At 68.0% G+C, this 23,819-nt stretch carries 18 protein-coding genes; 12 read left to right on the forward strand and 6 right to left on the reverse strand.

Annotation, left to right across the window (positions count from 1 at the left end; translation table 11 throughout):
• Positions 1-9: 9 nt before the first annotated feature.
• The 6 genes from ABXJ52_RS24175 to ABXJ52_RS24200 all read right to left on the reverse strand — a co-directional run bounded on the left by ABXJ52_RS24175 (position 10) and on the right by ABXJ52_RS24200 (position 7,107).
• Positions 10-2,118, reverse strand: coding sequence for a TPM domain-containing protein (locus ABXJ52_RS24175; protein WP_367044774.1), 2,109 nt, complete (start codon positions 2,116-2,118; stop codon positions 10-12).
• A 211-nt stretch (positions 2,119-2,329) separates the two neighbouring features.
• Positions 2,330-3,004 carry a phosphotransferase gene (locus ABXJ52_RS24180; protein ID WP_367044775.1) on the reverse strand — a complete coding sequence of 225 codons (675 nt, stop codon included), beginning with the start codon at positions 3,002-3,004 and terminating at the stop codon, positions 2,330-2,332.
• Positions 3,005-3,102: 98 nt separating this feature from the next.
• Positions 3,103-3,909 (reverse strand): succinate dehydrogenase/fumarate reductase iron-sulfur subunit, encoded by an 807-nt coding sequence (locus tag ABXJ52_RS24185; protein ID WP_367044776.1) that lies wholly within the window; start codon positions 3,907-3,909, stop codon positions 3,103-3,105.
• On the reverse strand, positions 3,906-5,858 hold the full coding sequence (locus tag ABXJ52_RS24190) for a fumarate reductase/succinate dehydrogenase flavoprotein subunit (RefSeq protein WP_367044777.1): 1,953 nt from the start codon (positions 5,856-5,858) through the stop codon (positions 3,906-3,908). The genes ABXJ52_RS24185 and ABXJ52_RS24190 overlap by 4 nt, the downstream gene beginning before the upstream one ends.
• A complete protein-coding gene (locus ABXJ52_RS24195) occupies positions 5,858-6,691 on the reverse strand; it encodes a hypothetical protein (protein WP_367044778.1) in 834 nt (277 codons plus the stop codon). Before ABXJ52_RS24195 ends, ABXJ52_RS24190 begins: the two co-directional genes overlap by 1 nt.
• A 101-nt stretch (positions 6,692-6,792) precedes the next feature.
• The gene (locus ABXJ52_RS24200) at positions 6,793-7,107 is read right to left on the reverse strand and encodes a hypothetical protein (protein WP_367044779.1); all 315 of its coding nucleotides are present in this window, start codon (positions 7,105-7,107) and stop codon (positions 6,793-6,795) included.
• Positions 7,108-7,485: 378 nt separating this feature from the next.
• Here ABXJ52_RS24200 and ABXJ52_RS24205 point away from each other — a divergent pair, with 378 nt between their 5' ends.
• From ABXJ52_RS24205 to ABXJ52_RS24260, 12 genes are all read left to right on the forward strand, one after another.
• Positions 7,486-9,810 (forward strand): ABC transporter family substrate-binding protein, encoded by a 2,325-nt coding sequence (locus tag ABXJ52_RS24205; RefSeq protein WP_367044780.1) that lies wholly within the window; start codon positions 7,486-7,488, stop codon positions 9,808-9,810.
• Positions 9,811-10,143: 333 nt separating this feature from the next.
• The gene (gene typA / locus ABXJ52_RS24210) at positions 10,144-12,018 is read left to right on the forward strand and encodes a translational GTPase TypA (protein ID WP_367044781.1); all 1,875 of its coding nucleotides are present in this window, start codon (positions 10,144-10,146) and stop codon (positions 12,016-12,018) included.
• 437 nt (positions 12,019-12,455) lie between these two features.
• A complete protein-coding gene (locus ABXJ52_RS24215) occupies positions 12,456-13,058 on the forward strand; it encodes a hypothetical protein (RefSeq protein ID WP_367044782.1) in 603 nt (200 codons plus the stop codon).
• Between the two features lie 521 nt (positions 13,059-13,579).
• Positions 13,580-15,220, forward strand: a complete 1,641-nt coding sequence (locus ABXJ52_RS24220; RefSeq protein WP_367044783.1) for an ABC transporter substrate-binding protein — start codon at positions 13,580-13,582, stop codon at positions 15,218-15,220.
• 142 nt (positions 15,221-15,362) lie between these two features.
• Complete coding sequence (locus ABXJ52_RS24225) at positions 15,363-16,289, forward strand: ABC transporter permease (RefSeq protein ID WP_367049226.1); 927 nt, start codon at positions 15,363-15,365, stop codon at positions 16,287-16,289.
• The gene (locus ABXJ52_RS24230) at positions 16,282-17,274 is read left to right on the forward strand and encodes an ABC transporter permease (RefSeq protein WP_367044784.1); all 993 of its coding nucleotides are present in this window, start codon (positions 16,282-16,284) and stop codon (positions 17,272-17,274) included. Before ABXJ52_RS24225 ends, ABXJ52_RS24230 begins: the two co-directional genes overlap by 8 nt.
• A gap of 20 nt (positions 17,275-17,294) precedes the next feature.
• On the forward strand, positions 17,295-18,347 hold the full coding sequence (locus ABXJ52_RS24235; RefSeq protein WP_367049228.1) for an ABC transporter ATP-binding protein: 1,053 nt from the start codon (positions 17,295-17,297) through the stop codon (positions 18,345-18,347).
• Positions 18,340-19,506: a dipeptide ABC transporter ATP-binding protein gene (locus ABXJ52_RS24240; protein WP_367044785.1), complete on the forward strand. Its 1,167-nt coding sequence runs from the start codon at positions 18,340-18,342 to the stop codon at positions 19,504-19,506. The genes ABXJ52_RS24235 and ABXJ52_RS24240 overlap by 8 nt, the downstream gene beginning before the upstream one ends.
• A 92-nt stretch (positions 19,507-19,598) precedes the next feature.
• Positions 19,599-20,129, forward strand: a complete 531-nt coding sequence (locus ABXJ52_RS24245) for a GNAT family N-acetyltransferase (protein ID WP_367044786.1) — start codon at positions 19,599-19,601, stop codon at positions 20,127-20,129.
• A gap of 90 nt (positions 20,130-20,219) precedes the next feature.
• A complete protein-coding gene (locus ABXJ52_RS24250; RefSeq protein ID WP_367044787.1) occupies positions 20,220-21,851 on the forward strand; it encodes an ABC transporter substrate-binding protein in 1,632 nt (543 codons plus the stop codon).
• A 71-nt stretch (positions 21,852-21,922) separates the two neighbouring features.
• Positions 21,923-22,846: an ABC transporter permease gene (locus tag ABXJ52_RS24255; RefSeq protein WP_367044788.1), complete on the forward strand. Its 924-nt coding sequence runs from the start codon at positions 21,923-21,925 to the stop codon at positions 22,844-22,846.
• Positions 22,839-23,816 carry an ABC transporter permease gene (locus ABXJ52_RS24260; protein ID WP_367044789.1) on the forward strand — a complete coding sequence of 326 codons (978 nt, stop codon included), beginning with the start codon at positions 22,839-22,841 and terminating at the stop codon, positions 23,814-23,816. The genes ABXJ52_RS24255 and ABXJ52_RS24260 overlap by 8 nt, the downstream gene beginning before the upstream one ends.
• The last annotated feature ends 3 nt before the right edge of the window (positions 23,817-23,819 follow it).

Raw genomic sequence — 23,819 nt, forward strand, 5'->3', positions numbered from 1 at the left:
GGGCGTGGCTCAGAACCTTCCGCCCCCGCCCATCCGGCCCCGGGTACCGCCGCCGCCGAAGCTTCCGGGACCGCCTCCGCCGAAGCCACCGCCGCCGAAGCCGCCCCCTCCGAAGCCGCCCCCGCCCATGCCGCGGCCTCCTCCGAAGAGCTCGCCGAGGATGATGCCGCCGAGGACCGCGCCGCCCATGCCGCCGCCACGGCCGCCGGCGCCTCCGTAGGGGTTGCCGTAGCCGCGTACGTCGCGTTCGGCGAGCTGCTGGGCCTGCCGGGCCTGGGTGTCGGCCTGCTGGGCCTCGGCGAGCGCCGCGGAGGCGTCGGTGTCCTTGGCAGCTTCCGCACCCGCGAGATGGCGTTGGGCCTCGGCGAGGCGGGTCCGCGCCTCGCTGCCCACGCCGCCCCGGTGCGTGTCGATGAGGTCCGCCGCCGTTCCCACGGCGCTGCGCGCGGTGAGCAGGGCCTGGCCGAGGAGGGTGGCTGCGCGCTGTCGGGTGACCTCGCGCTCGCGGGCGCCCTTGAGGGACTCGTCGAGGACCGCGTCGGCCTCCTCGACCCGGCGCAGGGCGTCGATCGGGTCGTGCGGGCCCGCGGCCATCTTCTTGCGGACCTCGGCGACCACCGTCTCCGCGCGGGCGATACGGCCGTGCAGGTCGGCCGTGGAGGCCCCCGCCGTGGTGCCTTCGAGGAGGCCGCGCGCCTCGGCGAGGTCGGTCTCCGTCTCGGTGAGCGCGGCGGGGAGCTTCTCCGTGGCCAGCGCCAGCTCGTCGGCGAGCCGGTCGACGGCGTCCACGAGGGTGCCGGCCTGGTCGATGGCGCCCTCGGCGGCCCGCAGATGGACGGCGGCCTTGCCGTTGTCGCCCGCGTCGATGGCCTGGCGTGCCTCGTTCAGATGCGTCGTGGCGAAGACGAGGCGGTCCTTGGCCTGCTCCACGTGGCCGACCACGGCCGCGGACGCGGGTGGCGCGTACTGTTCGCGGATCTTGCCGAGGGTGGTCTCCGCCGCCGATGTGCGGCCCGTGACCTCCCGGAACACCTGCTCGGCGTGGTCCAGGGCTCCCGTCACGTCGCGTTCCAGGGCGCGCAGCTGGTCGAAACCCGCGGCCTCCGCGTCGAGGCGCCGTCCCGCCTCGGTGCAGCGCGCGACGATCTCGTCCAGCATGGTGCGCCGGGTCGCGTCGTCCTCCGGATAGGCGTCGTCCAGCTGCTGGCGCAGCTTGAAGGCCGTGGTCAGCTCGGAGCGTGCGTACGCGAGCGCGTCCGTGAAGGGCCGCACCGCCTCGTCGCCGAACTGGGCGGTGGCGAAGCCGAGTTCCTCCGCGCTGGTGCGGATCGCGTCGTCGGTCTCCACCAGGAGCTGCTTGCTGCGCTTGTCGAGCTCCGGGAGCGGGGTGGGCCCCTGGCCCGCCGCGCCCTTGCCCCAGCCGCCGGCTCCGGGCGTCGTCCGCGTGTTCGTACGCCGCTTGCGGCGGCTGTACGCGACCGCCGCGAGGGCGCCGGCGCCGCCGACCACCGCGATGGGCAGGACGAGGTCGCCGGTGGCCGTCTCCGCACCGCCGCCGCTGCCGCCACCCGGATCGGCGGCTCCCGGGGTGATCTCCGGGGTGGGGACGGGCCTGCCGGTGAGGACCGCGCTGTAGCCGTTCGCGGCGCCGATGGCCGCGCCCGCCCAGTCGTTCTGCCGCAGCGCGGGCTTGATCGCGGTGGTCGCCACGTCCTGGAGCTGGGCCTCGGTGAGCCGCGAGTCGGCGTCCGCGGAGTAGGCGTACTGGCGGTCGTGCGTGGCTACGGCGAGCAGCAGGTCGTCGAGACCGAGCCCGTTGCGCTGAGCGGTGACATCCGCCCAGTCCTGCGCGCCGCGCCCGGAGAAGTCTCGTACGTAGACGACGAAGAGCTGGAGGCCGCGGTCGTCGTAGAGTCGGTCGAGCGCCCGTGCGGTGGCGTCCTTGCGGTCGCCGAGCGCGCCCACCTTGTCGGTGATCTGGCCGTCACGGGAGAGCGTGACCGGGTCGTCGGCCGGGGCGGCGAGTGCCGAGGGGGCGGCCAGCAGCAACAGGCACCAGCTGAGCAGTGCGACAGCTACCGCTGACGCCCGCACGACTATGTGTGAGGGCGGCGTCACATTTGGGAGCGTATGACCGTCTTGGGGGGTGCGCGACCGGGGGAACGGGCGGGGGATCGGGCGGCGTCCTTCCCCAGGGTCTCTGTCAGCCTCGGGTCCTCTGTCAGCCTCGGGTCCTCTGTCGGCCCTGGGTCCTCCGTCCGCCTCGGGTCCTCTGTCCGCCCCGGGGCGCCCAGCGTCTCGTGCCGCCTCCCGTCAGTGCTGCCCAGCGCTACTCCAGCACCAGCTCCACCGCCGCATCCAGCCACCGCAACTCGTCCGCCCCCAGCGTCGGGTTCGCTGCCCGGCGGGCGCGGGCCTCCGCGAGGTGGTTGGTCGCTGTGGCCCTGACATCGACCGCCGCGTCCGTCAGGAGCGTGGCCAGGGCGGCGCGTGACCCCGCGGCCTCGGGTCTGCCGCTCACCGCGACCTCCGCGAGGATCAGCGCCGACATCGCCCAGTCGAGGCCGGGCGGCCCCTCCTCCGTGGTGGCCCAGTCGATCACCACGGGGCCCTCCGGGGTGAGGATCACGTTCCCCGGGTGGAGATCGAGATGCAGGACGCGGTCCGTGGGCGAGGCGGACGAGCGAGCAGGAAGGGCGTGCAGCGTGTGCAGCGACCGGGCGAGGATCACCGCCGCCTCCTGCGGCGTGATCGCGCCCCGCAACGCGGCCTCCGCCATGGTCGGCCCCGTCAGCCGCCCCATGACCAGGTCGGTGGGCGGCGCCCCGGCCTCGGCCGGGCGCACCGGCGGTACGGGATACCCGTGCTCGTACAGATACGTCATGACGGCGGCCTCGTCCGTCGCGTCGGTCCCGTCCCGATACCGGCGCAGCACCCACGTGTCGTCCAGTGCGAAGACATCCGCGGTGCGACCCGAGCCGAGCAGTCGATCAGTCGTCCCCATCCCGGGAGCGTAAGCCGCCTCCTGGTCCTCCGCAGCGAAATGGCGCCTCATCCGGCGAACTCCACCTCCGGACACCTCCCCGAAGGGCCGTAGCGGCGCTACTGCTCCCCCCGCCGCCGGATCTTGTTCCCGAGCCACACCAGCGGATCGTACTTCCGGTCAACTGTCCGTTCCTTCAAGGGGATCAAGGCATTGTCCGTGATCTTGATGCCCTCCGGGCACACCTCCGTACAGCACTTCGTGATGTTGCAGTAGCCGAGGCCGTGCTCGTCCTGAGCGGTCTTCTTGCGGTCGATGCCGCTCTCCGCCGCCGCGTCCAGCGGGTGCATGTCCAGCTCCGCGACCCGCATCAGGAAGCGTGGTCCCGCGAACGCCGCCTTGTTCTCCTCGTGGTCGCGCACCACATGGCACGTGTCCTGGCACAGGAAGCACTCGATGCACTTGCGGAACTCCTGGGAGCGGTCCACGTCCGCCTGCTGCATGCGGTACTCGCCGGGGCCGAGGTCCGCAGGTGGCACGAAGGACGGCACCTCCCGCGCCTTCGTGTAGTTGAAGCCGACGTCCGTCACCAGGTCCCGCACCACAGGAAAGGCCCGCAGCGGTGTCACCGTGATGACGTCCTCGCGGCTGAACACCGACATCCGCGTCATGCACATGAGCCGCGGCCGGCCGTTGATCTCCGCCGAGCACGAACCGCACTTGCCCGCCTTGCAGTTCCAGCGCACCGCGAGGTCGGGGGCCTGGGTCGCCTGCAGGCGGTGGATGATGTCGAGGACGACCTCGCCTTCGTTGACCTCGACCGTGAAGTCCTCCAGGTCGCCGCCCTCGACGTTCCCGCGCCAGACCCGGAACCGCGCGTCGTACGAGGTGGAACTCGGCGTGGACGCGGACGTAGACGTACTCACTCGTAAAGCTCCTCTTCGGCCAGGTACTTGACCAGCTCTTCCTTATCGAAGAGAGCAAGCAGGTCGGGACGGATGGGCTCGGTGGTGACCCGCACCAGGTCGATCTGGCCGCGTACGGGGTCGGTCGCCGCGAGCCCGCCGGAAGGATCCGTGAGCTGGCAGAGCAGATTCGCGCGGCGCCATTCGCGGTTCATCCCCGGATGGTCCTCGCGGGTGTGGCCGCCCCGGCTCTCCGTGCGCTCCAGGGCGGCCCGCGCCACGCACTCGCTGACGAGCAGCATGTTGCGCAGATCGAGTGCCAGGTGCCAGCCGGGGTTGAACTGTCGGTGCCCCTCGACGCCGGCCCGCCGTGCCCGCACGCGCAGTTCCGCGAGCTTCTCCAGGGCCTGCTCCATCTCCGCCTCGCGGCGGATGATGCCGACCAGGTCGTTCATCGTCTGCTGGAGTTCCTGGTGGAGGGTGTACGGATTCTCCGGTGTCGCCCCTTCCTCGGGGCCCTCCGCACTGAACGGCCGCAGCGCCTCGGCGGCCGCCGTGTCCACCTCGACCTCGTCCACCAACGGCCTCGCGCCCGCCCCGGTGAGACCCGCCCCGGAGAAGCCCGCCGCGTACCGCGCCGCGTGCAGCCCCGCGCGCCGCCCGAACACGAGCAGGTCGGACAGGGAGTTGCCGCCGAGCCGGTTGGAGCCGTGCATGCCGCCGGCGACCTCTCCTGCCGCGTACAGACCCGGTACGCGCTCCGCCGCCGCCGTGTCCGACTCGACCGCGATGCCGCCCATCACGTAGTGGCAGGTCGGTCCGACCTCCATCGCCTCGGCGGTGATGTCGACGTCCGCGAGCTCCTTGAACTGGTGGTACATCGAGGGCAGTCGGCGCCGGATGACCTCCGCGGGCATGCGCGTCGACACGTCCAGGAAGACCCCGCCGTGCGGCGATCCGCGGCCCGCCTTCACCTCGGAGTTGATCGCGCGCGCCACTTCGTCGCGCGGAAGCAGCTCCGGAGGGCGCCGGTTGTTGTCCGGGTCGTCGTACCAGCGATCGCCCTCGTCCTCCGACTGGGCGTACTTCTCCTTGAAGACGTCCGGCACGTAGTCGAACATGAACCGCTTGCCTTCGGAGTTGCGCAGTACACCGCCGTCGCCGCGCACCGACTCGGTGACCAGAATGCCCTTCACCGAAGGCGGCCAGACCATCCCCGTCGGGTGGAACTGCACGAACTCCATGTTCAGGAGCGGCGCCCCGGCGAGCAGCGCGAGCGCGTGGCCGTCGCCCGTGTACTCCCACGAGTTCGACGTCACCTTGAAGGACTTGCCGATGCCGCCGGTCGCGAGAACGACGCTCGGGGCCTCGAGCACGAAGAAGCGGCCGGACTCGCGGTCGTAGCAGAACGTGCCACTGACCCGCTCGCCCTCCTTGAGGACGCGGGTGACCGTGCACTCCTGGAAGACCTTCAACCGCGCTTCGTGGTCCCCGAATTCGCGTTCGTCCTCCTGCTGGAGGGAGACGATCTTCTGTTGAAGGGTGCGGATGAGCTCCAGGCCGGTCCGGTCGCCCACGTGCGCGAGGCGGGGATACTCGTGCCCACCGAAGTTGCGCTGGGAGATCCGCCCGTCCGCCGTACGGTCGAACAGCGCGCCCCAGGTCTCCAACTCCCATACGCGGTCCGGAGCTTCACGCGCGTGCAGCTCGGCCATCCGCCACTGATTGAGGAACTTGCCGCCGCGCAGGGTGTCGCGGAAGTGCACCTGCCAGTTGTCGCCGGAGTTCACGTTGCCCATGGAGGCCGCGATGCCGCCCTCGGCCATCACCGTATGGGCCTTGCCGAACAAGGACTTGCAGATCACTGCGGTACGGGCGCCCTGCTCACGTGCCTCGATCGCGGCCCGCAGGCCCGCTCCTCCGGCTCCCACCACGACAACGTCCCACTGCTGCCGCTCCACTTGAGACATCAGAACAACCTCGGATCGTCGAAGGCGCCGGACGCGATCAGATACACGTAGAAGTCGGCGAGCGCCACGCTCACCAAGGAAGCCCAGGCGAGCAGCATGTGACGGGCATTCAGCTTCCCGACCCACTGCCACATGCGGTAGCGCACGGGGTGCTTGGAGAAGTGCTTGAGCTTGCCGCCGACGATGTGCCGGCAGGAGTGGCAGGAGAGGGTGTACGCCCAGATCAGCACGATGTTGACCAGCATGACGAGCGTGCCGAGGCCCATGTGGCCCCACTCGTAGTGCTCATCGCGGAACGAAAGCACGGTGTCGTACGTGAGGATGCCCGCCACCGGGACCGCCGCGTAGAAGAAGTAGCGGTGGATGTTCTGCAGGATGAGCGGGAAGCGGGTCTCTCCGGAGTACTTCTTGTGCGGCTCGGCGACCGCGCAGGCGGGCGGTGACGCCCAGAAGCCGCGGTAGTACGCCTTGCGGTAGTAGTAGCAGGTCAGGCGGAAGCCGAGGGGGAAGATCAGGATCAGCAGGGCGGGGGACAGGCCCCACCAGCTGCCGAAGATCTCCCAGTTGGGTCCCGACCGCATCGGCTCGCAGTTCTCGGCGAGGCACGGTGAGTAGAACGGTGAGACGTAGGGCGCCGCGTAATAGTCCGCGTTGGCGAAGGCCCGCCACGTCGAGTAGACGATGAAGGCGAAGAGGCCGGCGGCGGTCGCGGCGGGCGCGAGCCACCAGCGGTCGGTCCGCAGATGGGCAGCGCTGATCGCGGCGCGCGTCGCCGCTCTGACGCCGCCGGGATCCTGACCGCTTTTCAGATGGGGTTCCGTGCCGGTGGCCAACGAGGCTCCACTCCTTTGTCCTCAGGTTCGTCCGCAGGTTCGTCCGCAGGTCGGGCGGCCTGGCTCGGCCGCCGAAGGGCGCTCAGGGCGCGCCGGACCGGTCAAGGCGCGTGCCGGTCGCTCGCGCCGAGGCCCTCGTCGTCCGAGTCCGTCCACAGCGAGCTGTCGTACGGCGTATCGGGGATGGTGACCAGGTCAAGACGTTTCTGCGGGGCCACGGCCGGGTCGTGGGCCGAGGCGCGCAGGAGCGCGACGCTCTCGCGCAGGTGGTCGGCGTCCGCCCGGACGCGGCGCACGTCGATCGCGGCAGGCCCGCCCCGGGAACCATCGCCGACCTGCTGCTCCAGCTTGCCGACGGCGCGGAGCAGCTCGTCGACACTTCGCTGAACAGCCGTCAGATCATCCTGCAGAGCCATGACTTGCCCTCACTTCAGGGGTGCGGTGGCAACGTTCATGCGCCTGCGAGTGTCGCGCGTCACATCCCGGCTTGTGAAGGGATCTGCAGGGATTCCCGGCTCGCACGCGCCGAAACGCGCCGCTGGAACGCGCCGGGGTGTGCGCCGCCGCCCCGACGTGCCTCGGGGCGCGGGCCGATCCCCTCGTCACGCTCGGTCACGCGGGGTTGGGCCGCACGAGTGGGATCCGGTGCCCCCACGCCGTGTCGTCCCCCAGGGCCGGGTCCCGTCCCCTTCAGTGGATCGATAGATGTGATCAGCTCCATATACCGCCAAACGTGATCAAACCCGGCCCGGTCCTGGTAGCGGGCGGCCGGGCGAGCCCCGGAGGTACCCGTCATGTCACCAGACCGCGCCAGACTGAGATCTGCCGTGTTCCTCGCCACGGGCGTGCTGGCCCTGCCCAGCCTCGCCGCCTGCAGCTCCCAGGACGAGGCGGGCTCCCCGACCGCCGGCCAGGACATCGCGCCCGCGGCCCGGGACCACGTCGCCGACGGCGGGACCATGAACTGGGCCGTCGACGTGATGCCGGAGACCCTCAACTCCTTCCAGTCGGACGCGGACGCGGGCACGTCGCGGATCGCGGGAGCGGTCCTGCCGTCGATGTTCCGGCTCGACGCACAGGGCAGGGCGCAGCAGAACACCGACTACCTGGAGTCCGCGAAGGTCGTCGAGCGCGAGCCCAAGCAGGTCGTGCTCTACAAGCTCAACCAGCAGGCGGTGTGGAGCGACGGCCGGGAGATCGGCGCCGATGACTTCGCGGCCCAGCAGCGCGCTCTGTCCGGCAAGGACAGCGCGTACTGGACGGCACGCAACGCGGGGTACGACCGCATCGAGAAGATCGAGCGCGGCGCGGACAACCTGGAGGTGCGCGTCACCTTCAACAAGCCCTACGCGGACTGGCGTTCGCTCTTCTCGCCGCTGTACCCGAAGGAGGTCATGGGCACTCCTGACACCTTCAACGACGGTGCGCGGCGCAAGCTCAAGGTCAGCGCGGGCCCGTTCGCGGTGCAGGACTTCGACAGCAAGGCGGAAGAGGTCACGCTGGTCCGCAACCCCCGCTGGTGGGGCAGGCCCGCGAAGCTCTCCAAGCTGGTCCTGCGCGAGGTACCGCGTGCCGAGCGGGCCGCGGCGCTCGCGCAGGGCAAGGTCGACCTCGCCGAGATCGACGCCCCCGAGGCGCGGCGCATCGCGAACGCGGCGCACGACAAGGGCGTCCAGGGCCCGCTCAGCCACGGCCCCGAGTCGCGGCTGACCCCGGCCAAGGCGCTGCGCTCCTGGGCGGTCGCCCACGGCTCCGACGAGGAGGCGGCCGACAGCGAGCAGCTGGCCCGGCAGCGGACCGGTAAGGCGATCAAGAAGTACGCCACCGAGCAGACGGGCCTGCGGGGCTACACCGTCCGCAAGTCCCTCGAACCGGCCTACACCCAGCTCGCCCTCAACGGCACCGACGGCCCGCTCGCCGACGACCGGGTGCGACGCGCGGTGGCCCGCGCCCTCGACCGCGAAGAGCTCGCCAAGGCGGTCCTCACGCCGCTGGGCCTGCCCGCCAAGCCGGTCGGCAGCCACCTGGCCCTCGCCGGGCAGCAGGCGTACGCGGACAACAGCGGGGCCCTCGGCGACCAGGACACCGCGGAGGCGCGGGCGCTGCTCGCCGACGCGGGGTGGACGCAGGGCGGCCCGGTGAAGGAGCCGAAGGGGAAGACGGCCGGGGGAGAGGCGGACGCCAAGAAGTCGAAGGCGGACTCCGGATCCGACGGCGCGAAGGACTCGGCGGGGGACTCGGACACGGCGGAGGACTCGGGCGACGACGGTGCGTACGTCGTCGGCGAGGACGACGAGAAGCCGGGCGACAGCGGCACCTCGGTGCTCGCGCCCGCTCCGGCGGCGGCCTACCAGCAGGCGGCGCTCACCCGCCAGGCGGCGTCCTTCGGGGCCCACCGCGAGGCGGACAAGGAGAAGAAGAAGGACCCCGGCGGCCACACGAAGCAGCACGCGGAGGGGAAGTCCGAGAAGAAGGCCGCGAAGGGCGGTGCGCCCGGGGCCTACGCCCCCAAGGGCACGGCGGCCCCCAAGGGCTCCGCCGCGGGCGGCCCCATGGCCAAGGACGGCAAGCCCCTCACCCTGCGCTTCGTGCTGCCCTCCGGCGAGGGCTCGGAGTCGCTGCGTACGGTGGCCGACCGGATCTCGCGGATGCTGGAGAAGATCGGGATCCGCACGGAGACGGCGAAGGTCGCCGACGACAGCTACTTCAAGGACCACATCGCGTCCGGCCAGTACGACCTCGCCCTGTACTCCTGGCCCGCGACGGCCTTCCCGGCGACGGACGCGCGCCCGATCTTCGCCAAGCCGGTGCCGGCCGCGGACGGGTCGCTGAACGTCGAGCAGAACTACACGCGGGTCGGTACGGATCACATCGACCAGTTGTTCGACCAGGCGATGGGGGAGCTCGACGAGGACGAGAACCGCGCCCTGGTCAAGAAGGCCGACGCCCGCATCTGGGCCGAAGCAGGATCGATTCCTCTCTACCAGCGCCCCCAGCTGATGGCGGCCCGCACGAACCTCGCGAACGCGGGTGCGTTCGGTTTCCAGGTGCCGAACTACGAGGACATGGGTTTCCTGAAGCCGGGCGCCAAGCCGGCGGGCAAGCCCGCGGACAAGTAGCTCTGCCTCGGGTCACACGGCAGCTTCACCGCAGGTCAGACGGCAGCTTTACCGCAGGTCACGCTCAGATTCCGCTCAACTCCCTTGCCCGCCGGCACCCCCGGCGGGCAAGGTCGTGCCCACCCCTTGACCCGCATGTTCCCCAGCACCTCCCAACACCACCCCAGCACCCCGAAAACCCCTGGTCAGGCCCCCCACGAGGCCCCGCGGAGGTCTCCCCCGCGCAAGGCACGTAGACTGGGGTGAGGCCGTGGCGTGTTGTCTGCCCGGCAGGGCACGCGTGCCGGACCGTACGCGCGGCCATCCACTCTTCCCGGGAGAAGCGCAGCTCGTATGCCCACGCGCCATGACATTCGTAATGTTGCCATCGTCGCCCACGTCGACCATGGCAAGACCACCCTGGTCGACGCCATGCTCAAGCAGGCCGGCTCCTTCGCCGCGCACGCAGCCGAGTCCCTCGACGACCGCATGATGGACTCGAACGACCTGGAGCGTGAGAAGGGCATCACGATCCTGGCCAAGAACACGGCCGTCAAGTACCACCCCAAGGATGGCGGCGACGTCATCACCATCAACATCATCGACACCCCCGGCCACGCCGACTTCGGTGGTGAGGTCGAGCGCGGCCTGTCGATGGTGGACGCGGTCGTCCTCCTCGTGGACGCCTCCGAGGGTCCGCTGCCCCAGACCCGCTTCGTCCTGCGCAAGGCCCTCGCCGCGAAGATGCCGGTGATCCTCTGCATCAACAAGACGGACCGTCCTGACTCGCGCATCGCCGAGGTCGTCGACGAGACGTACGACCTGTTCCTGGACCTGGACGCGGACGAGGACCAGATCGAGTTCCCGATCGTCTACGCCTGCGCCCGTGACGGCGTCGCGTCGCTGACCAAGCCGGAGGACGGCACCGTCCCGGCCGACAGCGACAACCTCGAGCCGTTCTTCTCCACGATCCTGGAGACCGTCCCGGCCCCGAAGTACGACGAGGACGCGCCCCTCCAGGCGCACGTCACGAACCTCGACGCCGACAACTTCCTCGGCCGTATCGCGCTGTGCCGTGTCGAGCAGGGCGAGCTGAAGAAGGGCCAGACCGTCGCGTGGATCAAGCGTGACGGCACGATGGCGAACGTCCGCATCACCGAGCTGATGATGACCGAGGCGCTCACCCGCAAGCCTGCCGAGAAGGCCGGCCCCGGTGACATCTGCGCCATCGCCGGTATCGCGGACATCATGATCGGCGAGACCCTGGCCGACCCCGAGAACCCCATCGCGCTCCCGCTCATCACGGTCGACGAGCCCGCGATCTCCATGACCATCGGCACCAACACCTCGCCGCTCGTCGGCAAGGGCGGCAAGGGCCACAAGGTCACCGCCCGTCAGGTGAAGGACCGTCTGGACAAGGAGCTCATCGGTAACGTCTCGCTCCGTGTCCTGGACACCGAGCGTCCCGACGCCTGGGAGGTCCAGGGCCGTGGTGAGCTCGCGCTCGCCATCCTGGTCGAGCAGATGCGCCGCGAGGGCTTCGAGCTGACCGTCGGCAAGCCCGAGGTCGTCACCAAGCAGATCGACGGCAAGACGTACGAGCCGATCGAGCGCATGACGATCGACTCGCCCGAGGAGCACCTCGGCGCCATCACGCAGCTGATGGCGACCCGCAAGGGCCGTATGGAGACGATGACCAACCACGGCTCCGGCTGGATCCGCATGGAGTGGATCGTCCCGTCGCGCGGCCTCATCGGCTTCCGTACGGAGTTCCTGACGCAGACCCGCGGCACCGGCATCGCGCACTCGATCTTCGAGGGTCACGAGCCGTGGTTCGGCGACCTGCGCACCCGTCACAACGGCTCGCTCGTCGCGGACCGTTCGGGCTCGGTCACGCCGTTCGCGATGGTCAACCTCCAGGAGCGCGGTGTCATCTTCACCGAGGCCGGCACCGAGGTGTACGAGGGCATGATCGTCGGCGAGAACTCGCGCGCCGACGACATGGACGTGAACATCACCAAGGAGAAGAAGCTCACCAACATGCGTGCGGCTTCCGCGGACACGACCGAGAACGTCGTGCCCGCCCGCAAGCTGTCCCTTGAGCAGTCCCTGGAGTTCTGCCGCGACGACGAGTGCATCGAGGTGACCCCGGAGACCGTGCGTATCCGCAAGGTCGTCCTGGACGCCAAGCAGCGCGGCCGCTCCGCCTCGCGCGCCAAGCACGGCTGATCCAGCAGGATCGAGCAGGACCGATGGCCGGCACCCCCTGGGGCGCCGGCCATCGGCCTTTCCGCCCAACGGGGCACTGTGTCGCGGGAGATGCAGCTTCATTGGCATCGCAAATTCACCGGCCCCTCTTTCGGTGGGCGGAATCGGAAGCCCTTCCGGCGGGCGGCGCCATCGCGCGCGCCGACGGAAGCCTCCGTCGTCTGTCCCACTCCAGCCCCCTGAAGAGCAACTTTCAGCGAAATAAGCCGACTTGACGTCATGTCAGTTCGGCTGCGCATGAACGCGACATGCCGACGCCGTGAACCTCAAGTTTCGCCCAACTTCCTGGACGCGTCACATTCGCAACCTTTAAGTTGAACGCGTCTCGTCAAAGGATGAGACGGGTCGGGGGGCGGCATGACATGCCATATCCCCCTGCGAAACGGGGAGTTGTTCAGATGGGCAAGAGGGTCATTGCTGCTGTCGCTGCGACCGGCGCGGTAGCTTCTCTGATGGTCGGCGTATCGGCGACCACGGCATCCGCCGGTGAAGCCGGGGAGCAGATCTGCGACCGGGGCAGTCGCACGGTGAAGTGGGCGTCGACGGCGAAGCCCTGGAAGATCACTCACGCGAAGGGCTACGAGAAGGCGTACTCGGGGGGCGCTCGCGAAGTCACGAGGAGCGTCGAGCACATCAGGACGCTGTCGTCCGAGCGTGAGATCACAGCGGGCGCCAACGCTGGATTCAGCGTGGCCAAGGTGCTGGTAAGCCTCGACGTCAATGTCCAGGGGACGTACAGGCACCGGAAGGACCGCACCACGACCCATAACCTGACGGTGAAGGACACGCTCGCGAAGAAGGGGCAGTACTACTTCTACGTGGGTCGCCGACAGGCGTCGGGCGCATGGGTGGGCTACCGCTGCGACGGCGGCACCAAGTGGATCAAGACCACGTACGGCACGGCGAAGAGCTACGGAGTGACCGTGGACGGCGCGGTGCGGTGCGGCGAGAGCGTCAGCCGTAAGTCGCTCGCCTACGTGGTGAAGAAGAAGTACTGCTGATCGAACTGCTTGCTGAGAACCCCTGAGACCAGGGGGCTTCGGCAATCGCTCTGTGGCCCGGCACCCTAGGTGCCGGGCCACAGCTGTGTCGGCACTACGCTGGGGCCACGTCGGAGGCCCGTCGCCGCATCTACGCGCGTCCATCCGGGCGGCCCGTGTCGACCGCCTTCGGGGGAGCAGCCGCAACCGGATTTCCTGGCCGTGCGTCCGGAATGCGGACATCGTTGACCGTTAGATGTGTAACACGTCCGTTTCGCAACCATCTATCTCGGATCAGTTTGTCCGGATTTTGGAAGTTGTACGCACCAGGTGTGATTGAACCGAGACCAAAAGACTGTGGTAGGTCGGTACCTCATGGCTAATAGTTGACCGCGTATAGCTCGGGTCAATGGGTCACGCGCTGTGGGGAGCGCCGACTCACGAGCACACTGGGGTACTCGATCTACGCGCCGTCAGGGGTGTCGGCGTGGTTTCTCGTACCCCTCTTGTAGTGAACCAGTGGACTCATGAGGAGGAACCCCATGCGTGGTGCCAAGAGCGCCAAGTGGGTCGCGTGCGCGATAGCCGTCACCCTGGCCGCCAGCGCCTGTGGCGGTGGCGGTAGTGACAGCAGTGACGACATGAACAAGGGCAAGGCTGACCCGAAGGGCATCGTCACCGCGCAGCTCAGCGAGCCGCAGAACCCGCTGCAGCCGGCCAACGCCAAGGAGAGCCAGGGCAGCCGCGTTCTGCGCACGGTCTTCTCGGGTCTGGTCGACTACAAGCCCGGCAGCAGCGAGCTGGAGAACATCAACGCCGAGTCGGTCAAGCCGAACAAGGACTCCTCGGTGTGGACCGTCAAGCTCAAGCCGGGCTGGAAGTTCCACGACGGGACCCCCGTGACCGCCAAGTCCTACGTGGACTCCTGGAACTGGTCGGCCAACGTGGCGAACAACCAGACCAACTCCAGCTGGTTCGCCGACATCAAGGGCTACGAGGACGTCCACCCTGAGAAGGGCAAGGCCAAGTCCGACAAGATGTCGGGTCTGAAGGTCGTCGACGAGAACACCTTCACCATCTCGCTCAACAGCCCCGTCTCGTACTTCGCGTACAAGCTCGGCTACGACGTCTGGGCGCCGCTCCCGGAGGCCTTCTTCAAGGACCCGAAGGCGTTCGGCCAGAAGCCCATCGGCAACGGCCCCTACAAGTTCGTCTCGTGGGACCACAACAAGCTGATCAAGGTCCGTAAGTTCGACGGCTACAAGGGACCGAACGCGGCCAAGAACGGCGGCATCGACTTCAAGAACTACACGACCGCCGACGCCGCGTACTCGGACATCCGCTCGGACAACCTCGACTGGATCGAGCAGGTTCCGACCACCGCGCTCACGAACTACAAGCAGGACCTCGGCGACCGCGCGATCGACGAGGAGTACTCCGCGGTCCAGTCGATCGTCCCCGCCTTCTACACCAAGCAGTTCAAGGACATCGACCCCAAGGTCATCCAGGGTCTGTCCATGGCGATCGACCGCGACACGATCACCAAGAAGGTGCTGCACGGCACCCGCACCCCGGCCGACTCCTTCGTGGCTCGCGGTGTGCTCGGCCACAAGGACGGCGCCCTCGGTGACGTCGCCAAGTACGACCCGGCGAAGGCCAAGGCCCTGATCAAGGAGGGTGGCGGTGTTCCGGGCAACAAGATCTCGATCCAGTTCAACGCCGACCAGGATCACAAGCCGTGGGTCGACGCGGTCTGCAACAGCATCCGCAAGGCCGTCAAGGTCGAGTGCGTCGGCGACTCCAAGCCGACCTTCCAGGCCGACCTGAACGCGCGTGACAACAAGCAGGTCAAGTCCATGTACCGCGGTGGCTGGGTACTCGACTACCCGGTCAACTCGAACTTCATGAGGGACCTGTACGGCTCCAAGGCCGCCGGTAACACCAGCGGGTTCTCCAACAAGGAGTTCGACGAGCTGAGCACCAAGGCCGACAAGGCCGCCACGCTCGACGAGACCGTGAAGCTGTACCAGGAGGCCGAGCAGATCCTCGTCAAGGAGATGCCGGCGATTCCGCTGTGGTTCTACAAGGTCAACAGCGGTCAGTCGGTCAACATCCTCGGCAAGATCCCCTACGGCCAGGACGGCGATCCCATCTTCACCGACGTCCAGGTGAAGCAGAAGTAAGCATCGGGACCACCGTCGGGTGCCGCCGCCCCAGCCGGGGCGGCGGCACCCGCCGACGGCGCAGGCCCGTAACTCTCCACCCCCACCCTACGGTTGAGAAGAGTGCGTGCCGTCGCCGAACCCCTCACGGCATGGAGGCATGATGGGGCGCTACGCCGCTAGGCGACTGCTCCAGATGATCCCGATCTTCATCGGGACCACTCTGTTGATTTTCCTCATGGTCCACATCCTTCCCGGAGACCCCATCCGGGCGATGTGGGGCGACAAGGCAGCCGACCCCGCACAGGTCGCGGCGCTGCGCCATGAGTTCGGGCTCGATCAGCCGGTGTGGAAGCAGTACACCGACTACATGACCAACCTGTTCCAAGGAGACTTCGGCCAGACATTCGGCGGCCGCGAGGTCATCGACGTCATGTCGGAGGCCTTCCCCGTGACGCTCAGGCTCGCGGCGCTCGCCATCATCATCGAGATCATCATCGGGATCAGTCTCGGCGCCTGGGCGGGTCTCCGCGCGGGCAAGACCGCGGACACCGGCGTCCTGGTCTTCACCTTGTTCGTCATTTCCATCCCGGTGTTCGTGCTCGGCTACCTCGCCCGGTTCATCTTCGCGGACGAGCTCGGCTGGCTGCCGCCCAACGTCCAGGACTCCACGGACATCACCCAGTTGTTCCTGCCGGCCTTCGTCCTGGCCATGCTCTCCATGGCGTACGTCGCGCGGCTGACCCGGACGACCTTCGCCGAGAATCTGCGGTCCGACTACATGCGTACCGCGACGGCCAAGGGCCTGCCGCGCCGGCGCATCATCGGAGTCCATCTGCTGCGCAACTCGATGATTCCCGTGATCACGTTCATCGGCACGGACATCGGCGGCTTCATCGGCGGTGCTGTCATCACCGAGGGCATCTTCAACGTGCAGGGCGTGGGTAACGTCCTCTACAGGGCGATCCAGACAAGCGAGGGTTCCACGATCGTCGGCGTAGTGACGGTCATCGTCCTCGTCATCCTGCTGCTGAACCTGATCATCGACCTGCTGTACGCGGTCCTGGACCCGAGGATCCGGTATGCCTGACACACCCGCGAGCAAGACGGCGATCCACGTGTCCCCGGAGGCGGCCGGCGCGAAAGGCGCCACGGACACCGCGGTCGCGGATACCGCCGCTGCCAAGGACAAGGTCTCCAGCGCGCAGAAGAAGCCCCGTTCGCTGTGGGGCGACGCCTGGTACGAACTCCGCCATCGCCCCATGTTCTGGATATCGGCGACCCTGCTGGTCCTGCTCATCGTGATCGCCGCCTTCCCCGGGCTGTTCACCAGCGCGGACCCGCGGGACGGTGACCTCACCAACCACTTCCTGAGCAAGCCGGAACTGGGCCACTTCTTCCAGCCCGACTGGTTCGGCTACGACGGTCAGGGTCGTTCCATCTACGCCCGCGTCATCTACGGAACTCGGGCATCGATCCTGGTGGGCGTGGGTGTGACCGTCCTGGTCACGCTGGTCGGCGGCTTGTTGGGAATGCTGGCGGGATACTTCGGGGGATGGATCGACTCCATCATCTCTCGTATCACCGACGTCTTCTTCGGTCTGCCCTTCCTGCTCGGCACGATGGTCATTCTGAACGCCTTCACCGAACGCAAGGTGTACGTGGTCATCGCCGCCCTCGCGTTCCTCGGGTGGACTTCGATCGCACGGGTGACGCGCGCCTCCGTGATCAGCGCGAAACAAGCGGACTACGTGACGGCGGCTCGTGCCCTCGGTGCCGGTACTACCAGGATGCTGTTCCGCCACGTGATGCCGAACGCCATCGCGCCGACCATCGTCGTGGCGACGATCGCGCTGGGTGGTTACATCTCGGCCGAGGCGACTCTCTCGTACCTCGGACTTGGTCTCGCCGACCCGACGATCTCCTGGGGCATCGACATCTCCCAGGGCAGTAAGGCGATCCGGGACAACCCGCACGCGCTGTTCTTCCCTGCCGGAATGCTGAGCATCACGGTCTTCGCGTTCATCATGCTCGGCGACGCGGTGCGCGACGCCCTCGATCCCAAGTTGCGCTGAGGGAGGCGTACGTGACCAGCATCGATCTCAAGACAGACTCCGCCTCCGCCCCACGTTCAGGTGAGGAGAAGAGCGGGCGGCTCCTGGATGTACAGGACCTGCACGTCGAGTTCCACACCCGTGACGGTGTCGTCAAGGCAGTCAACGGCGTCAACTACAGCGTGGACGCGGGCGAGACGCTCGCCGTTCTCGGTGAGTCCGGCTCCGGCAAGTCCGTGACGGCCCAGGCCATCATGGGCATCCTCGACATGCCGCCCGGCAAGATCCCGCAGGGCGAGATCCTCTTCCGCGGCCAGGACATGCTGAAGATGTCCAACGAGGAGCGCAGGAAGATCCGCGGCCGCAAGATCGCGATGATCTTCCAGGACGCGCTGTCGTCGCTCAACCCCGTGCTCTCGGTGGGCTACCAGCTCGGCGAGATGTTCCGGGTGCACGACGGGCTCGGCCGCAAGGAGGCCAAGGCCAAGGCCATCGAGCTGATGGAGCGGGTGAAGATCCCGGCCGCCAAGGAGCGGGTGAACGACTACCCGCACCAGTTCTCCGGCGGTATGCGCCAGCGCATCATGATCGCGATGGCGCTCGCCCTGGAGCCGGACCTGATCATCGCCGACGAGCCCACCACGGCTCTCGACGTGACGGTCCAGGCGCAGGTCATGGACCTCCTGGCCGATCTGCAGCGCGAGTACAACATGGGCCTGATCCTGATCACCCACGACCTCGGCGTGGTCGCCGACGTCGCGGACAAGATCGCGGTCATGTACGCGGGCCGGATCGTCGAGACGGCCCCGGTCCACGAGCTCTACAAGCGCCCCGCGCACCCGTACACGCGCGGTCTGCTCGAGTCGATTCCCCGGCTCGACCAGAAGGGCCAGGAGCTCTACGCGATCAAGGGCCTGCCGCCCAACCTGCTCCACGTCCCGTCCGGCTGCGCCTTCAACCCGCGCTGCCCCAAGGCGGAGGACATCTGCCGTACGGACGTTCCGGCGCTGGTGCCGGTGACCGAGCAGGACGGCACGGATCTGCCGGGCCGCGGCAGCGCGTGCCACTTCTGGAAGGAGACGATCCATGGCTGAGCCGACGAAGGCTTCGAAGCTCTCGAAGACGGAGGAGCCCGCCGACGCCACCCCGAACGTCTCCGAGGTGGAAACGGTCGACGCGGCCAGCGCCGAGGAGGCCGTCGCGGCCATCGAGGCGCCGGTGGAGCGCGGCGAGCCGATCCTCCAGGTCCGCAATCTGGTGAAGCACTTCCCTCTCACCCAGGGAATCCTCATCAAGAGGCAGGTCGGCGCGGTCAAGGCGGTCGACGGCATCTCCTTCGACCTCTACCAGGGCGAGACGCTCGGCATCGTGGGCGAGTCCGGCTGTGGCAAGTCCACGGTCGCCAAGCTCCTGATGACGCTGGAGCGGGCGACGGCCGGGGAGGTCTTCTACAAGGGCCAGGACATCACCAAGCTTTCGGGGCGCGCCCTGAAAGCGGTCCGCCGCAACATCCAGATGGTGTTCCAGGACCCCTACACGTCCCTGAACCCCCGTATGACGGTGGGCGACATCATCGGGGAGCCCTTCGAGATCCACCCCGAGGTGGCTCCCAAGGGCTCGCGCCGCCAGAAGGTCCAGGACCTCCTGGACGTGGTCGGCCTCAACCCCGAGTACATCAACCGCTACCCGCACCAGTTCTCGGGCGGTCAGCGCCAGCGCATCGGCATCGCCCGTGGTCTGGCCCTGAACCCCGAGATCATCATCTGTGACGAGCCGGTCTCGGCCCTGGACGTCTCCGTCCAGGCCCAGGTCATCAACCTGATGGCGAAGCTGCAGGACGAGTTCAACCTCTCGTACCTCTTCATCGCGCACGACCTGTCGATCGTCCGGCACATCTCGGACCGCGTGGGCGTGATGTACCTCGGCAAGATGGCGGAGATCGGCTCGGACGAGCAGATCTACGAGCACCCGACGCACCCGTACACGCAGGCGCTCCTTTCGGCTGTCCCGGTGCCGGACCCGGAGGCTCGCGAGGGCCGCGAGCGGATCATTCTGACCGGCGACGTCCCGTCCCCGGCGAACCCGCCCTCGGGCTGCCGCTTCCGCACTCGCTGCTGGAAGGCGGAGGCGAAGTGCGCGGAGGAGACCCCGCTGCTCGCGATCCCCCAGCGTTTCGTGGGCCAGGACACCCCGGCGGCGCATGAGTCGGCGTGCCACTTCGCGGAGGAAAAGGACGTCGTGCACGCGGCGTGAGTCCGCGGACGGCCTGTACGTGATGGGGGCGCCCGGAACCATTTGGTTCCGGGCGCCCCCATTTTCCGGCGTCAACGCGGGAGGAATGGTGTGTGGTGCGTGGACTTCGGTCCTGGAGGGAAGGGGATGCCGTCGCCGTGCTCGCGGCCTTCTCAGCCCCGGAGATGTCCCGGCAGTCCGATGTGCCGGTCGACTCCGGTGAGGGTGCTCTGCGTTGGATCGCGCTGCGGGAGGAAGAGGAGCGTGCCGGGACCGCGTACGCCTTCGCGGTGGTCGACGAGGACGACGTCGCGCTGGGAAATGTGGCGGTCGGTGCGGTGAACCATGTCCACGGGACGGGCTGGGTCTCGTACTGGACGGCACCGTCGGCACGGGGCCGCGGTGTGGCGACGTACGGGTGCGACGCGCTGGCGCGGTGGGCCTTCCGCGAACTGGGGCTGTTCCGGCTCGAACTGGGCCACCGGATCAACAACCCGGCGTCCTGCCGGGTGGCCCGGACCGCCGGCTTCGTGGCGGAAGGCGTGCAGCGCCAGAAACTCGCGTACGAGGGAGTGCGCCACGACGTGGAACTGCACGCGCGCCTGGCGTCGGACTGGCATACGAGGGTTTCCCGGTCCTACTAGCCCCGGAAAGCCTCCATAAAGATGCGTAACACAGCGCATTGGGGTGTATTTGGGCCTAAGTGTGACTCAGGCCTGAAAGGGAGGCTCTCCATGCGTGGAGCCACGCACGCCAAGTGGGCCGCATGTGCGGTGACCGTCGCCCTCGTGGCGACCGCCTGTGGTGGAGGCGGGGACAGCGGTGGTGGCGGCGACGGCTCCGGCATCGTGGGGTCCTCCTGGGGTGATCCGCAGAATCCGCTGGAGCCCGCGAACACCAACGAGGTGCAGGGCGGCAAGGTGCTCGACATGCTCTTCCGGGGTCTCATGCGGTACGACCCGAAGACCGGCGAGGCCAAGAACATGGTCGCCGAGAAGATCGACACCAAGGACTCGCAGAACTTCACCGTGAAGATCAAGAAAGGGTGGAAGTTCAGCAATGGCGAGGCCGTCACCGCGAAGTCCTTCGTCGATGCCTGGAATTACGGCGCCCACCTGAAGAACAACCAGAAGAACGCCTACTTCTTCGGCTATATCGAGGGGTACGAAGACGTCCACCCGGAGAAGGGGGACGCCAAGGCCGACACGCTCTCCGGGCTGAAGGTCGTCGACGACACCACCTTCACCGTCAAGCTCACGCAGAAGTTCTCCACCTGGCCCAAGACCCTCGGCTACCCGGCCTTCGCACCACTGCCCAAGGCGTTCTACGCCGACCACGACGCATGGCTGGCCAAGCCCGTCGGCAACGGCCCGTACACCGTGGACTCGTACGCCAAGGGGTCCAAGATGTCCCTGCGGAAATGGGAGGGGTACAAAGGGCCGGACAAGGCGCGGAACGGCGGTGTGGACCTCAAGGTCTACACCGACAACAACACCGCCTATACGGACCTGATGGCGGGCAACCTCGACCTCGTCGACGACGTTCCCGCCTCTCAGCTCAAGAACGCCAAGAGCGATCTGGGTGACCGCTACATCAACACCCCGGCGGGCATCATCCAGACCCTCGCCTTTCCGTTCTACGACAGCAAGTGGTCGAAGCCCGGGATGGAGAAGGTCCGGCAAGGGCTCTCCATGGCGATCAACCGCGACCAGATCACCGAGACCATCTTCCAGCAGACCCGGACCCCCGCCACCGACTGGACGTCCCCGGTGCTTGGCAAGGACGGCGGGTACAAGGCAGGGCTGTGCGGGGACGCCTGCAAGTACGACGCGGCCAAGGCGAAGAAGCTGGTCGAGGACGGCGGCGGCATCCCGGGCGGCACGCTGAAGATCACGTACAACGCGGACACCGGCTCGCACAAGGAATGGGTCGACGCGGTCTGCAACTCCATCAACAACTCCCTGGGCCAGGACAAGGCATGCGTCGCCAACCCGGTCGGCACGTTCGCCGACTTCCGAAGCCAGGCGTCGCAGCAGAAGCTTGACGGCGCCTGGCGCGCGGGATGGCAGATGGACTATCCGCTGATCCAGAACTTCCTGCAGCCGCTGTACTACACGGACGCCCCGTCCAACGACGGCAAGTGGTCCGACAAGAAGTTCGACGACCTCGTGGACAAGGCCAATGCCGAGACCGACACCGCGAAGGCCGTCTCCACCTTCCAGGACGCCGAAAAGGTGCTCGCCGAGCAGATGGCGGTCATTCCGCTCTGGTACCAGAACGGCAGCGCCGGCTACTCGGACAGGGTCTCCGACGTGGCCCTGAACCAGTTCAGCGTCCCGGTCTACAACGAGATCAAGGTCAGCTGAGGCCAGGGAGCCGGTCGTCCGACGCCCGTCATCGCGTCGGACGACCGCTTCCGTTACTTCCGGAGCCCTTCATGGGACGTTATGTGATCCGGCGTCTGCTGCAGATGATCCCCGTCTTCTTCGGCGCCACGCTGCTGATCTTCCTGATGGTGAACGTGATGGGCGACCCCATCGCGGGCCTCTGCGGCGACCGAAAGTGCGACCCCGCGACGGCCGCCCAGCTGAAGAAGGAATTCGGCCTCGATAAGCCCGTGTGGCAGCAGTACGTGACTTATATGGGCAATGTCTTCACCGGCGACTTCGGCACCGCTTTCAACGGGCAGAAGGTCACCGAGCTGATGTCGACCGCCTTCCCGCTCACGATCCGCCTGACGCTCGTCGCGATCGTCTTCGAGATCGTCATCGGAATCACGCTGGGCGTCGTCACGGGCCTGCGGCGCGGTCGTCCCATCGACACCGTCGTACTGATCCTGACGCTCGTCGTCATCGCCATTCCCACCTTCGTCACCGGCCTGCTCCTGCAGCTGTTCCTCGGTGTCGAGTGGGGGATCATGAAACCCTCCGTCTCCTCGGAGGCGCCCGTCAACGAACTCATCGTGCCGGGGCTCGTGCTCGCCTCCGTGTCCCTGGCGTACGTGACGCGTCTGACCCGGACCTCGATCGCCGAGAACCGCCGTGCCGACTACGTCCGCACCGCCATCGCCAAGGGGCTGCCCAGACGCCGTGTCATCATCCGGCACCTGCTGCGCAACTCACTCATCCCGGTGGTCACCTTCATCGGCACGGACATCGGCGCGCTGATGGGCGGCGCGATCGTCACCGAGCGGATCTTCAACATCCACGGCGTCGGCTTCCAGCTCTACCAGGGGATCCTTCGCCAGAGCACGCAGACCGTCGTCGGCTTCGTGACCGTCCTCGTCCTGGTCTTCCTGGTGGCCAACCTGATCGTCGACCTCCTGTACGCCGTACTCGACCCGAGGATCCGTTATGCCTGAACCCCGAGAGCCAGACGGAGCCATCGCCCCGACCGGTGCGGGCGGCGCGATGGACCTCGCGGCGACCGAGGGGACGACGCTGGAGAAGACGCCGGGCGGACCCGGCGGCACCGGCCCATCTGCCCCCGCCCGCAGTCTGTGGTCCGACGCCTGGCGCGAGCTGCGGCGGAACCCGGTCTTCATCATCTCGGGCCTCGTCATCCTCTTCCTTGTGGTCATCGCGATCTGGCCGTCCTTGATCGCTTCCGGCAATCCGCTCTCCTGCGACCTGGCGAAGAGGGAACAGGGATCCCAGCCCGGCCACCCCTTCGGCTTCGACGGCCAGGGCTGCGACGTCTACACACGGACCGTGTACGGGGCCCGCGCCTCGGTCACCGTCGGCGTCTGCGCCACGCTCGGTGTCGCGATCCTGGGCAGCGTGCTCGGCGGACTCGCGGGGTTCTTCGGGGGGTTCTGGGACGCGATCCTCTCCCGGATCACCGACGTCTTCTTCGCCATCCCCGTCGTACTCGGCGGCCTGGTGCTCCTGTCGGTCGTCACCAGCAACACCGTCTGGCCGGTGATCGGCTTCATGGTCCTGCTCGGCTGGCCGCAGCTCTCGCGCATCGCCCGCGGCTCCGTCATCACCGCCAAACAGAACGACTACGTCCAGGCGGCGCGGGCCCTGGGTGCCTCCAACTCGCGGATGCTCCTGCGGCACATCGCGCCGAACGCGATCGCGCCGGTCATCGTCGTGGCCACCATCGCGCTGGGCACGTACATCGCCCTGGAGGCGACCCTCTCGTACCTCGGCGTCGGTCTGAAGCCGCCGACCGTGAGCTGGGGCATCGACATCTCGGCCGCCTCCCAGTACATCCGCAACGCCCCGCACATGCTGCTCTGGCCCGCCGGAGCGCTCGCGATCACCGTGCTCGCGTTCATCATGCTCGGCGACGCGGTGCGCGACGCCCTCGACCCGAAGCTGAGGTAGGCG

Origin of the sequence: Streptomyces sp. Je 1-332, from assembly GCF_040730185.1 — a bacterium.
GTDB lineage: Bacteria > Actinomycetota > Actinomycetes > Streptomycetales > Streptomycetaceae > Streptomyces.